The sequence below is a fragment of the Actinocrinis sp. genome (assembly GCF_035650855.1).
Classification (GTDB): domain Bacteria; phylum Actinomycetota; class Actinomycetes; order Streptomycetales; family Catenulisporaceae; genus Actinocrinis.
This window is the reverse complement of sequence record NZ_DASRGV010000326.1, coordinates 1-12,389: the sequence shown is the minus strand read 5'-3', so window position 1 is coordinate 12,389 and position 12,389 is coordinate 1. Positions and strand designations below refer to the sequence as shown.

The window sequence follows — 12,389 nt, the reverse complement described above, 5'->3', positions numbered from 1 at the left end:
TGGGTGCCGGCGATCGAGGCGATGGTCTGGTTGGAGGGCATGCTGCCGGTCAGCTCGGTGCCGAAGTACCGGCCCTGCGCCTCGGCCGCCGCCCGCAACGTCGCCGCCGCCGAAGCTTGACCTGCGAGCGCCATCGCTCCGGCCGCCGCGGCAACCGCTGCTGCGGTCCCAACCGCGTACACGACACGTATTCGTCTTCTTCGCGTTCTGATGGGTGCAGCGCTCGAATCCATGTGACCTCCATCGGCCGGTTTGGCAAGACCAAAGACGCGCGGGAACGCGCACCCCTCAGTGGCCCCGAAGGGCGCAAAAGGTTGCCGCAGCAGAACTTGTCCTCAGACGCGGCGGCCGCTACCTGAGCGCTACGCCGCCGGAGTTGTGGTAGGCGATCGTCTTGCTGATCAGGTTTCCGCCGTCGGTCTCGACCGTCGTCTGTTCCTGTTGGCCCGGGCCGAAGAACAGGCCGGCGACGTGCGCGTTCGCGACCTGGTCTAGGTGCGAGAACAAATAGTCGACCTTGTCGTCCTGGTAATGGTTGAGCGTGTTGTTCTGCGCCATGTTGCCCACCGGGATCTGCCACAGGACGATCGGCTTGCCCACGGACTCGGCCATCGTCTTGTAGAACGCGAGCGCGGCCGCGGCCTGCTGGTCGTTCCAGAAGTGGTTGCTGCCGCCGTGGGCCGGCTGCGCGTACCAGCCCGCGTCGCGGTCCGAGACGTCGGTGACCAGGAAGTCGGCGTTCTTCGCGCCGAGATCGGCGTAGTCGCTGACGCACTTCGGCGTGTTGTTCTGCCAGTCGAAGCAGGAGAGGTGCAGCCCGACGGCGGTGCCCGGCGCGTATTTGTGCCCCATCGAGATCAGGCAGCCCGCCAAGCCGGCGGCGCTGTCCTCCTGAGATCCGCAGTCGGTCGGATCGGCGGCCCGGACCTGCGCGGGCACCTGGTGCACATTGCCGAGCGAGCGGACGTAGCCCCAGAAGTCGGGCTCCAGGTCGATCATCTCCTGCGAATTGCCGATCTTCTGCAGGAAGAAGCGGTAGTCGTTCAGGTAGCGGGTGAGCAGGTCCACCCGGTTGATGGCCTTGACCTCGCCCGGACCGTCGCCCTCGCCGGCCGCGTCGCCGAGGTCGCGCAGCGAGTACCAGGTCCAGAGCATCTTCTGCGGGCGCGCGCTGCCGTGGTAGGTCGCCTGGGCCACGTGGCTGTCCGTGTACGTCACGTAGGCGCCGGGCGGCGTGGTGTTGCCGTCCCAGCAGCCCCACCAGCCCGTCCACGCGGAATCGCACAGCGACGCGGAGTAGTAGGCCGACGAAGGTGCGGGCTGGCTGTGCACGTAGGCGTATCGCGCGTCGAACGGCGCGGCGCTCGCCGAGGCGTCGGTCATCGAACCGCCGATGAGAATCGTCTTGCTGCCCATGAAACTGATCCCGGAACCGCCGCTGGTCGCGGGAGCCGACGACGATGAGGCGCGCGGGCTGCTTGGAGTCTGCGTTGGGCGAACGCCGCCGGTCGTCGCGGTTGGCGCGCCGGCACCGCTGCCACCGCCTGCCGGCGCGCCGGCTGTGCTGCCACCGCCGACCGGCACCAGTTGCCATTGCTGATTGGCGCCGCTCCAGTCGTAGTACTGCACGACCTCGCCACCGTCCGCGTTGGAGGCGTTGTGGATCTCGACGGCCATGTTGCTGAAGCGGTTGATCAGGCGCACGTAGCCGTCCGGCGACTGCGCCAGCCGGAACTGCTGGTTGGCGCCGTTCAGGTCACTCCACTGCACGATCGCGGAACCGGCGCTCTTCGACCAGCCGTAGTCGTCCAGGATCTTGCCGGAGTTGCGGTTCTGCAGCCGGTAGTAGCCGCCGCCCGCGTCGATGAACCGCCACTGCTGGTTGGCCAAGCCGGTACGGGTCCACTGCACGACCCCGGCACCGTTGTCCGTGGCGAAGGCGCCGTCGTCCAGCGCCTTGCCGCTGCCGCGGTTGACTAGCACATACCACGCCTTCACATCCACAGGTTGCGCCGAGGCCCGGTTGACGACGCTCAGCGAACCGGCGGCCACGACGGCCAGCGCGATGACGACCCAGACGCCGCGGCGCGCAAACAACCGGCGGCCGCGCGTGGTCACGTCTGCGCTCTGCGTGGCGGCTGAGCCGGGCGACCGGCGACTACCGCGGGCGTGGCCGCCGGTCGGCCGACCCGCCAACGCGGAACGCCACCGGGGGCGTGGACGGTCAAGGGACATGTGGGCGCTCACTTTCAGCCGTCGCATCTGACCGGACTACTGGCCGGATCACACCGAGTAGTCCGGCCCGGCGGCCGAAAGGTTGCCCCGGCCCGCGAGGATTCCCGGATTCTGTGTTGGCGCATACGGGCAGACGCGTGCGACATCAGGGCAGTGGCCCGCCCACGCACCGGTCAGAGATCGGCGCGTGGGCGGGCCACCACTGAGCGCGGCTGCGGCCCGGAGCGCGCCCCAGGAGCCGTTCGTGAGCCCGCACCGCGGATGACCCTCGCTTGGCAAAAGAATCGTTCGCCAATCCATTGTTCTGCTTTCGATTCATTGGTAGCCTCCTCGCATCAGGCTTCGAGGAGGTACCCCCCCGCATGTTCACATCCGTTGTTCCCGGCCGCAGCGGCGTGCAGCGCGCCCGGCTTCGCACGCTGCTGGAACGCGAGCAGGCGCTCTTCCTCAGCCGAAACCCCGGCTCCGCCGGGGCGTACGCGCACGCCGACTCGCTGTTCGGCCGGGTGCCGATGACGTGGATGAACAAGACCTCCGCGCACTTCCCGATCTACCTCGACACCGCGCGCGGCGCGCACGTGACCGACATCGACGGCCACGAATACGTGGACTTCTCCCTCGGCGACACCGGTTCGATGGCCGGTCACAGCCCCTCGCCCGTCGTCGAGGCAGTACGCCGCCGGGTCGAGGACCTCGGCGGCCTCGCGGTGATGCTGCCGACCGAACAGGCCGACGTCGCGGGCGCGCACCTCGCGAGCCGCTTCGGACTGCCCCGCTGGTCCTTCTCGCTGACCGCCACCGACGCCAACCGCTGGGCCATCCGGCTGGCCCGCGCCGTCACCGGCCGCCAGAAGATCCTTTTCAACAGCTACTGCTACCACGGCTCCGTCGACGAGTCGCTGATCGTCACCTCGCCCGACGGCGAGGGCGCGCCGCGCCCCGGTAACGTCGGCGCGCCGGTCCCGGTCACCGAGACCAGCCGTGTCGCCGAGTTCAACGACCTCGACGGCCTCGAACGCGAACTCGCCCACGGCGACGTAGCCGCCGTTCTGATGGAGCCCGCGCTCACCAACATCGGAATCGTGCTGCCCGAGCCCGGCTATCTCGACGGCGTCAGGGAGCTGACCAGGAGGTTCGGCGCCCTGTTCATCCTCGACGAGACGCACACCTTCTGCGCGGGCCCCGGCGGCGCCACCCGCGCCTGGAACCTCGATCCCGACATGATCACGATCGGCAAGGCCATCGGTGGCGGCATCCCCGCAGGTGCCTACGGTCTGTCAGTCGAACTCGCCGACCGCCTGCTCAACCGCGAGGACCTCGACCTCGTCGACATGGGTGGCGTCGGCGGAACCCTCGCCGGCAACGCGCTGTCCATCGCAGCAGTCTGCGCCACCCTCGGCGAGGTCCTCACCGACCGGGCGTTCGACCACATGCACGCGCTCGCCGAACGCTTCGAGACGGGCGTCGCCGAGGTCATCGCCAGGCACCGGCTGCCCTGGTCCGTCACCCGCCTCGGCGCCCGCGTCGAATACCGCTTCGCCGACCCCGCCCCGCGCACCGGCACCGAGGCCGCGGCGGTGCACGACCAGGAACTCGACGACTACCTGCACACCTACCTCGCGAACCGCGGCATCCTGATGACCCCGTTCCACAACATGGCACTCATGTCCCCCGCCACCACCCGAGAGGACGTCGATCTGCACACCCGCCTGTTTGCCGAGGCCGTCGCCGATCTCGTCACCAGCGGCCCGGTACCCTCGGCGCCATGACCATCCCGCGCCTGGACGAGACCGACAAGCAGATCCTGCGGGCGCTGCAACACGACGGCCGCGTGTCCTACGCGGACTTAGGCCCGACCGTCGGCCTCTCCGCCCCCGCCGCCCGCGCCCGCGTCCAGCGCCTCATCGACACCGGCGTAGTCCGCGTAGTCGGCGTCACCGACCCCATCGCGCTAGGCCTCCCCACGATGGCCATGCTCGGCATCAACGCCGACGGCGATATCCGCGCCACCGCCGACGCCATCGCCGCCTGCGAAGGGGTGATCTATTTGGTTCTCACCGCCGGCGCCTTCGACCTCTTCGTAGAGGTCGTCTGCCACACCCCCGCCGAACTCCTAGCTGTCGTCAATGACCGCATCAAGCCCATCCCCGGAGTAACCCGCGTCGAGACCTTCACCTACTTCGGCATCCACACCCACCGGTTCGTATGGGACGTGCCGTAGTGGCGTCACGCGCTCAGCGGCCGACGTGCGCGGGTCGCTGCATGGATACGGCTCACGACGCCACACATCAGCGTTCTGCGCACCCTCTGCATCACGGGCCGCCGGAAAGCCCGTACTGTACGTACTTGTCGCTTTGCTTGACGATCAGACCCATGGCGCAGGGTGGGTTTGCGACCGGCGCCACGGTACCGGTCACAGATCGCAGCGTGTACACCGCGCGGCCGGCAGGCTCGACGGTCATCACCTGGACGAGCACGGTGTCCTGCCCCGGGAGCGCTGCGACGGTCGTACCGCGATCGTATTCGCGTCCGCAGTATTCGATGCGCGGCGGGATCTGCCACCACGCGAAGGTCCCATATGTCGAGCGGTAGTACAGTAACCAGCCCACCACCGCGAGCACCGCTGTTCCGAAGACGAGGCTCACCGCGATCACGATGCGCCGCCGACGCACGCGCGCACGGAGCTGCATCGATCGATCTCCTTCGCGCCACACCACCCGCGTTGAGCCATAAGAGCCCTGCAACCTAACGCTCTGACGATGACGCGTCCGCCACTACCTCGGTTGCCGGGTCCCTGCCAGGGCAGGCCCACGCGGGAGAGGCGCGAGACACACCGCGCAAGTGGAGATGAAACCTCAACTTAGCGGTACGCTGCGACGGTCGAGTATTCGAATCGGAGGATCTCTACCGTGGCGCGAAGCATCCAGGTCGGCGAAAAGGCACCAGACTTCACCCTGACCTCGCAGTCAGGCGATCAGGTACGGCTCTACGATCGGCTTGGCCAGCGGGCGATAGTGCTGTACTTCTACCCCAGGGACGACACTCGCGGCTGCACCGCCGAGGCGTGCGCCTTCCGGGACAGCCACGAAGTATTCGCTGAGGCCGGAGCCGAGGTCATCGGAGTCAGCTCCGACTCCGTGGGCAGACACGCTGCGTTCGCCGGCCGGCACGCACTTCCCTTCACCCTGCTCAGCGACGAAAAGGGCAAGGTCCGCAAGGAGTACGGAGTTCCTACGACGCTCGGGCTGCTTCCCGGGCGCGTCACCTACGTCATCGACCGCGAAGGCACAGTGCGGCACGTGTTCAACTCGATGACCGCCATCGACCGGCATGTCAACGACGCCCTCGAGGTGGTCCGCGAGATCCAGAAAAAGCATTCGGCCTGAGTTCGCCAGGGCACGCACACGATGACGATCGGCATGACCGGCACGTAGAACCCGGAGAGCGGCGGATACGGATCGAGCTCCCGCGGCGCACCGAGCGCCGGGTTCCCGTCTGCGCCCGGCACCCAGCAGCCTGATGGTGCTGCCGGCGCTGGTCATGGTCGCGTTGTTCGCACTTCTGCCGATGGCGATCGTAGTCCTGCTCAGCTTCACCCGCTGGGACGGCCTCTCCAGCCCGGGCTGGGCGGGGGCCGGCAACTGGACGCACCTGTTCACCAGTGCGATCACCCGCCACTCGATCTGGCCCACCCTGCAGGTGATGGTGATCAGCTGGGTCGTACAGACGCCGATCAGCCTGCTGCTCGGCGTGTTCCTGGCCGGCTCGCAGCGGTACCGCGCGGTCCTGGCAGTGTTCTACTTCATTCCGCTGCTGCTCTCCTCAGCCGCCGTCGCCCTCGCGTTCCGCAACCTGCTCGACCCGAATTTCGGCGCGGCGCAGTCCTTCCACTCCGCGCCGCTGTCCTGGCTGAACCGGGACTGGCTCGGCGACCAGCACCTGGTGCTCGCCACGGTCGTGTTCGTCATCGCGTGGCAGTTCGTGCCGTTCCACACCCCGCTCTACCAAGCCGGAGTACGGCAGATCCCGCGCTCGCTTTACGAGGCCGCCACCGTGGACGGCGCCGGGCGGATCCAGAGTTCTGGCACATCACGCTGCCGCGGCTGCGCTACACGATCGTCACCTCCTCGACGCTGATGCTGGTCGGATCGCTGACTTACTTCGACGTCGTATTCATCCTCACCGGCGACGGCCCCGGCTACGCGACCCGCCTGCTGCCGCTCGACATGTACATCACCGGCTTCCAGAGCCACGACTTCGGCGCGGCCAGCGCCGTCGCCGTGCTGCTGGTCCCCGCGGGCCTGGCGCTCTCGCTCGGCCTCGTGCGGCTCTCCGGCTTCAGCCGAATGAACAGCCAGACGGAGGGTGCCTGATGAGTGTGCACACACAACGAGCGGCGCGGCAGGCCGCACGCGGATCTGCGGCCCGTGACACCACTCCCGCTCAGCACGGATGGCGGCGATCGGCGTCCCGCTGGCGCCGCAGCAATCCGCTGGCCGCGCTCGGCGGGCTGGCCTGGCTGGCGGTGGTCGCGATACCGCTGTACCGGGTGTTCATCACGAGCCTGCGCTCGCAATCAGGGTTCTTCGCCTCCGGCCCGCTCACCCCGCCGCACGCGCCGACGGTGGCCAACTACCGCCTGGCGCTGGCCAACTCCTTCGGCACGTATCTGCGCAACAGCGTGATCGTCACCGTCGCCACGGTCGCCATCATCCTGGTCGTCACCGCGATGGCCGGCTACGGAATCGCCCGCGGCGGCGGCAGGCGCCTGCCGCGTTCCGCGTTCGCCCTGTTCCTCCTCGGCCTCGCCATTCCGTTGCAGGCCACGATCATCCCGATCTACTACGTCATCACGCGGCTTCACCTGTACGACACGCTGCTCGCGCTGATCCTGCCGTCGGCCGCGTTCGCGATCCCGGTCACCGTGATCATCCTGGTGAATTTCCTGCGCGACGTCCCCGACGAACTCTTCCAGGCGATGCGCGTGGACGGGGCCGGCGACTGGCGGATGCTGTGGAGCCTCGCGATCCCGCTGATCCGGCCCGCCCTGGTGACCGTCGCCGTTTACGATTCGCTGCAGGTCTGGAACGGCTTCCTGTTCCCGCTGATCCTGACGCAGAGTAATGATCTGCAGGTCCTGCCGCTCGCCCTGTTCAACTATCAGGGCCAGTACACGGTCAATGTGCCGGCGATCCTGGTCCTCGGGACGGTCGGAGGTTGCGCTCTCGGCTCGGCCAACGAACTCTTCCAGGGTGCTCACACGCCCCGGTCCGAGTTTTACGCCTCGCTCGCAGCGCAGCTCGACCTCACCGCGCTGACCACCGGTCTCGTCACGCTCATCGCAGCCAGCGGCGGCGCCCTCGCGACCCTGTTCGGCGCAACAATGGCGCTTTGGGTGCTCTCCACCGTGCGCCACTCGTTCACCACCACTCCATCTCCCGGCGCCGAACTCGGCCCGGACACGCACGAGGTGATCGAGCAGTCGCCCGTTCGCCACTGACGATGTGACCGCATTCGCGGCGCACGTGCCACACCCGTTGCCGCTACAGCCTCACTGAGCTTGCGGCACGCGCGCCGCCCGTGTTCGCCTTATCCCGTGTTGCCCTGCGCTGCCGCGGTAGACGCTCCACGTGGTCACCACGACGGCGGCCCACAACGCACCGACGAGCATGCCGCCGAGTACATCGCTGAGCCAGTGCACGCCTAAGTAAACCCTTGATATACTTACGAGCACCGCACCCGACGCAGCGGCAGCCCACGATGCAGCGTTCGTCGCGGTCCGCTGGACGGTACGCGTCACGAGGTACGCGAGCAGAGCCAGAGTTGCGGTCGCACTCGCGGCGTGGCCGGACGGGAAGGCCCAGCCCGCGGCGGCGTCCACCGCATCCGCCATCGGCGGCCGGGAGCGGCCTACCAGGGCTTTGAGCGCAGTGTCGATCACGGCGATTCCGCCGGTGCCGGACGCGACCAGCAGGACCGGCGACCAGGTCCGGCGCACCGCTGATACGACGCAGGCGCAGATCAGCGCGAACACTGCGACGCCGATCGGGCTGCCGAAGAAGCTGATTGCCTTCATAACCGTCGTGAGACCCGAGGAGCGGTGCGCAGCAACGAACCGGGCGACCGGATGATCGATCATTGCGATACCTTCGCCTGCCGCCACGTCCTCCATGAGCGCGCCGAACAGAACACTAAGCGCCGTCACTGCGAACAGCCCGGCGGCAAGCCGTAGCCCGAACACGCCACCGGGGCGCACACGCTCGCCTACCAGATCGGCGAACCGCCGCACACGACGTGGAAGTCTCGGAGTAACGACCCGATAAGCCGCACGACGAACGTTCACCACGATCGTGGCGCGGCGCACGGTCAACCACTGCGCAGCGAGTACCGCGCCGGTCGCACCCACCGCCGCGGCGAGGACCAGTGCCGCCGCGAGAACGACCAGCATCAGAGCGGCACCTCACGTCGGCGTAGGCGCTGCGCGACTGTCACGTGCATCACGGGGTGACGCCGGAGAGGTTCAGCCCGACAATCCCGCACAACACCAGGCTGATGGACACCAGCTTGAGCACTGATACGGTCTCATCCAGCATGATCATGCCCACGACGGCCGTCCCCGCGGTCCCCAACCCGGTCCACACCGCGTACGCCGGCCCGATCTCCAGCCCACGCAACGCCCAGGTCAGTAGCCCGAAACTGACAAGCGCACACGCCGCGAAACCGACCGTGGGCCACAGCTTGGTGAACGTCTCGCTCTGCTTGAGCAAGATCGCGAACGCAGTCTCGAAGAACCCCGCGATCACGACCAGGAACCACGCCACCGTGGCACCTCCCGTCCGTCCGACAGCACGCCAGGTCCAGTAATCCGCTACCTCCATCCGTACCTGCCAGGCCTCTCGCGGCAAAGGGGCCGATCGCCCTGAGAGTGCTGCGCGAACGGCCCCGGATGATCCCGCCTTGCCGGATGGTGACCTTTGGCCCCGACGATGGGGAATTGCGCCACTAACGCGCAGATACCCGTGACCGCAGCGTGATCCGCATGCACCCTCAGCCCCGGCGACGCGCTTCCGGCAGTGACGAGCGTGGCGCCCGGCCGCGCAACACGCCCGGGACCAGGCGCTTTCCGCAGGGCCTCATCCTGGCCGCCGGCGGATGGAGACTGCGGCCCGTACCTCATCATTCGCTGCTCGGCGTAGTAATCGCCGTCTGCGATGTACTCACGGTAGCCGTCATTGTCAGACTGCTACGGGCCGTGTCCACGCGCCGCCGACGCTACGACGACACGTTAAGGCCAGTCGGTCGGGCTGCCCCCCGCCGCGCTGTCGTCCTCGCCAGCCCCGGCGCATGGGATAGCGCGGCGCTCTCCAGTACCTGACGTCGGGCCGTTCGCCCCATGCGAGCGGACCAGATGCGATCTACGTTGGTGCTATGAACCCGCCGACACGCAGCGTGCCCAGCCACGACGAGGCACACAACACCGGCATGGCCGTGCGCCTGAACTGGCTGCGCGCCGCCGTCCTCGGCGCCAACGACGGAGTGGTCTCCCTCGCCGGCCTGGCCGTCGGCATCGCCGGAGCCACCACCTCACGCACCACGATCCTCACCGTCGGCGTCGCCGGCCTGTTCGCCGGGGCCCTGGCCATGGCCGCCGGCGAGTACGTCTCGGTCAGCAGCCAACGCGACAGCGAACTGGCCCTGCTACACCTGGAACGCCGCGAACTGGCCGAAAGCCCGGAAGCGGAGCTCGCCGAACTCACCGCGCTCTACCAAACCAAAGGCCTGAGCCACGACCTGGCCGCGGAAGTAGCCGTGCAACTCACCGCCCACGACGCCTTCGCCGCGCACGCCGAAGCAGAACTCGGGATCGACCCGGACACGCTGACCAACCCGTGGCACGCCGCCGCAGCCAGCTTCCTCGCCTTCACCGCCGGGGCGCTGCTCCCGTTGCTCGCCATCCTGCTGCCCACCGCCGTACGCGTCCCCGTCACAGCGCTGGTCGTCGCGGTCTGCCTGATCGTCACCGGCTACGTCGGGGCGCGGCTCGGCAAGGCCCGGCCCGCGCCCGCCATCGCTCGCAACGTGATCGGCGGCGCCCTTGCCATGGCGGTCACCTACGGCATCGGCACGGCGATCGGCACCGGCGGCGGCGCGTAACGAGAGGGGCGAGGATCTGCCGGGCGCGTTCGACGCGACGGCGGTTTACGCGCGAGTCGGCCGATCTCACTCCTGCTGCGTCAGCTCATGGCGTCGCAGACGCTTGTCATCCTCGCGGCGTTCTTACGTCCTGCGAGCGACCGCGATCCACAGGCGCACTGAGCCCAGTGCCGAGGAGCGAGTGGCAGCAGCGCGAAGGCGGCGAAGCAGTGCTTACGTACTGGCCTCAGTGCCGACCTCAGCGTCGGACGCTTTTCGCCGCAGTCTGCCGACAGTTTCCGCTACTGCCGCCGTGTCCTGGTCGTCGCTTCGGCGGAGCACGAAGATCTTCGTCAGAGCGAGCAGGACCGGACCGACGAGGATTCCCATCGGCCAGTACCGGCCCTGGATCCCGAACCAGATGGCGCCGCCGAAGCAGGTCAGACTGATCAGCAAGCCGGAGGCAATGCCGATGCGCTCTTGTGCGTGCCGCTGTCGGCGCGCTTCCTGACGGTCCCGCAGCTTCGCGAGCTCTATCTCGTGCCGGTGCGCCTCCTGCTGGACACGCAGTTCGTGCTCACGCACGACTTTCGGCTCCAGGACGCTGAGCACGGCGACGAGTCGGTCCACCGGCACGTCCGACCACTCGGCAAGATCAAGCACATCGGCGTCTCGAACCACAACATGGAGCAGATCGCTCTCGCCGACCGGATCCTCGGCGAGGCCGGCTACCGCGTGGAGGCGGTCCAGAACCACCACAGCCTGCTGTACCGCGAATCCGAGCGCGCGGGCATCCTCAAGTACTGCCGCGAGCACGACGTGCGGTTCTTCTCCTACATGATCCTCGAGCAAGGAGCGCTGACCGGCAGGTACAGCCCGGCAAACCCGATGCCGGAGGGCAGCAGCCGGGCAGCCGTGTACAACGGCATCCTGCCCCAACTGCGGGCCCTGACGGACCGGATGGGGACGATCGGCAACGACCGGGGCGCGTCCGCAGCCGATGTCGCCACCGCCTGGGCCATCGCCAAGGGAACCACCCCGATCATCGGCATCACGAAGGCCGGTTACATTGATGGGTTGATCCGAGCCCGCGGCATCGAGCTCTCCGGCAAGGAAATCGCGGAATTGGAGACGCTGGCGGACGCCGCAGACGTCAACACGCGTGGCTGGTGGGAGCAGGAGATGTGACCTGCGAGAAGGTCGTGTTCGTCGGCTTGCAGGGTTCCAATGCTGTCGCAGGGTGCTGAGCTGCGTGAGTCTCGGTGCGTGTAGCAGGATCACCACCGTTGTCTCTCCCACATCGCTGAGCGTAACGGCGGTTATGAACCGCGCGAGCCGACCTGCGCCCCCGCACGGGGCACGGCGGGGGTCAAGGAGACGGCGGCTTGGTGCGGCCGTTCTAGTTCGCTGAGTTGCGCAGGAAAGCGGCGGCCGGCAGATGCGCAGCGGTCAGTTCCTTGACCACCAAGCCGGACATCACGGTCGCGCCGTACGGCGTGAAGTGGGTGGAGTCGGTCGGACTCACCGTCGAGCCGAGATAGATCGGCCAGGACGCGGTCGGGCCGAGCTTTTCCAGCAGCGCCGCGCTGTCCGCGGTCAAGTCGAGCAGCGGTACGCCCTGGCTCGCGGCGACCTGGCGCATCACGGCGGGCAGGTTGACTCCGAGACTGTTGACGATCAGGCCGGTGGGGGTGAGCGTGCCGTCCGCATTGAACAGGTGCCGCACGGGCGGAGTCACCAGCACCGGCTTGCCGCCGTGGCTGCGCACACCTGCTACCAGCTTCTGCAGGTTGGCGCGGTACGTTGCCTCCGTCGTCGTCTTGTCGTTGTGCGCCAGCTGGATCAGCACCTCGTCGCCAGGCTGGATCAGCTTCTGGACCGTGGCGAACAGGGCCGGGTTGGCCAGCCAGCTCACCGTGCTCGATCCGGAGGCGGCGTAGTTGGCGACGCTGATGCCGTCCCGGAAGTACTGCGGCAACTCCTGGCCCCAGCCGTGTTTCGGGCCGTTGAGCCAGTCGGCG

Annotated in this window: 9 protein-coding genes and 4 pseudogenes; 7 read left to right on the top strand and 6 right to left on the bottom strand. The window is 68.1% G+C overall.

Going from position 1 to position 12,389, the window contains the following annotated elements; translation table 11 throughout:
* Window positions 1–182 (bottom strand): annotated as a pseudogene (locus tag VFB40_RS23355) (endo-1,4-beta-xylanase); the annotation flags it as partial.
* Between the two features lie 169 nt (window positions 183–351).
* Entirely contained in the window at window positions 352–2,097 is a 1,746-nt protein-coding gene (locus VFB40_RS23350) for an RICIN domain-containing protein (protein WP_349261609.1), read from the bottom strand.
* A 500-nt stretch (window positions 2,098–2,597) separates the two neighbouring features.
* Here VFB40_RS23350 and VFB40_RS23345 point away from each other — a divergent pair, with 500 nt between their 5' ends.
* On the top strand, window positions 2,598–4,004 hold the full coding sequence (locus VFB40_RS23345; RefSeq protein ID WP_324854157.1) for a transaminase: 1,407 nt from the start codon (window positions 2,598–2,600) through the stop codon (window positions 4,002–4,004).
* Window positions 4,001–4,456 (top strand): Lrp/AsnC family transcriptional regulator, encoded by a 456-nt coding sequence (locus tag VFB40_RS23340; RefSeq protein WP_324854155.1) that lies wholly within the window; start codon window positions 4,001–4,003, stop codon window positions 4,454–4,456. The genes VFB40_RS23345 and VFB40_RS23340 overlap by 4 nt, the downstream gene beginning before the upstream one ends.
* A gap of 91 nt (window positions 4,457–4,547) precedes the next feature.
* Here the strand turns inward: VFB40_RS23340 and VFB40_RS23335 are convergent, their stop codons facing one another.
* Window positions 4,548–4,880 carry a hypothetical protein gene (locus VFB40_RS23335; RefSeq protein ID WP_324854153.1) on the bottom strand — a complete coding sequence of 111 codons (333 nt, stop codon included), beginning with the start codon at window positions 4,878–4,880 and terminating at the stop codon, window positions 4,548–4,550.
* Window positions 4,881–5,144: 264 nt separating this feature from the next.
* Here VFB40_RS23335 and VFB40_RS23330 point away from each other — a divergent pair, with 264 nt between their 5' ends.
* From VFB40_RS23330 to VFB40_RS28665, 3 genes and pseudogenes are all read left to right on the top strand, one after another.
* Complete coding sequence (locus VFB40_RS23330) at window positions 5,145–5,621, top strand: peroxiredoxin (protein WP_324854151.1); 477 nt, start codon at window positions 5,145–5,147, stop codon at window positions 5,619–5,621.
* 133 nt (window positions 5,622–5,754) lie between these two features.
* Window positions 5,755–6,608, top strand: a pseudogene (locus tag VFB40_RS23325) (carbohydrate ABC transporter permease).
* Window positions 6,608–7,462: pseudogene (locus VFB40_RS28665) on the top strand (carbohydrate ABC transporter permease); the annotation flags it as partial. The pseudogenes VFB40_RS23325 and VFB40_RS28665, both read left to right, overlap by 1 nt.
* A gap of 324 nt (window positions 7,463–7,786) precedes the next feature.
* On the opposite strand, the gene VFB40_RS23310 reads toward VFB40_RS28665, so the two are convergent.
* The gene (locus tag VFB40_RS23310; RefSeq protein WP_324854143.1) at window positions 7,787–8,683 is read right to left on the bottom strand and encodes a phosphatase PAP2 family protein; all 897 of its coding nucleotides are present in this window, start codon (window positions 8,681–8,683) and stop codon (window positions 7,787–7,789) included.
* 49 nt (window positions 8,684–8,732) lie between these two features.
* Window positions 8,733–9,056 carry a DMT family transporter gene (locus VFB40_RS23305; protein WP_324854141.1) on the bottom strand — a complete coding sequence of 108 codons (324 nt, stop codon included), beginning with the start codon at window positions 9,054–9,056 and terminating at the stop codon, window positions 8,733–8,735.
* A 607-nt stretch (window positions 9,057–9,663) separates the two neighbouring features.
* On the opposite strand from VFB40_RS23305, the gene VFB40_RS23300 reads away from it, so the two are divergent.
* Together VFB40_RS23300 and VFB40_RS23295 are read left to right on the top strand one after the other, a co-directional pair.
* The gene (locus VFB40_RS23300; protein ID WP_324854139.1) at window positions 9,664–10,389 is read left to right on the top strand and encodes a VIT1/CCC1 transporter family protein; all 726 of its coding nucleotides are present in this window, start codon (window positions 9,664–9,666) and stop codon (window positions 10,387–10,389) included.
* A gap of 612 nt (window positions 10,390–11,001) precedes the next feature.
* Window positions 11,002–11,556 (top strand): annotated as a pseudogene (locus VFB40_RS23295) (aldo/keto reductase); the annotation flags it as partial.
* 211 nt (window positions 11,557–11,767) lie between these two features.
* On the opposite strand, the gene VFB40_RS23290 reads toward VFB40_RS23295, so the two are convergent.
* On the bottom strand, window positions 11,768–12,389 hold a 622-nt coding region (locus VFB40_RS23290), incomplete at its 5' end, for a rhamnogalacturonan acetylesterase (RefSeq protein ID WP_324854135.1).

Bases quoted from the DNA above. Each gene is read 5' to 3' on its own strand.
- VFB40_RS23310 (WP_324854143.1), bottom strand. From the start codon at position 8,683: ATGCTGGTCGTTCTCGCGGCGGCACTGGTCCTCGCCGCGGCGGTGGGT.
- VFB40_RS23345 (WP_324854157.1), top strand. From the start codon at position 2,598: ATGTTCACATCCGTTGTTCCCGGCCGCAGCGGCGTGCAGCGCGCCCGG.
- VFB40_RS23300 (WP_324854139.1), top strand. From the start codon at position 9,664: ATGAACCCGCCGACACGCAGCGTGCCCAGCCACGACGAGGCACACAAC.
- VFB40_RS23340 (WP_324854155.1), top strand. From the start codon at position 4,001: ATGACCATCCCGCGCCTGGACGAGACCGACAAGCAGATCCTGCGGGCG.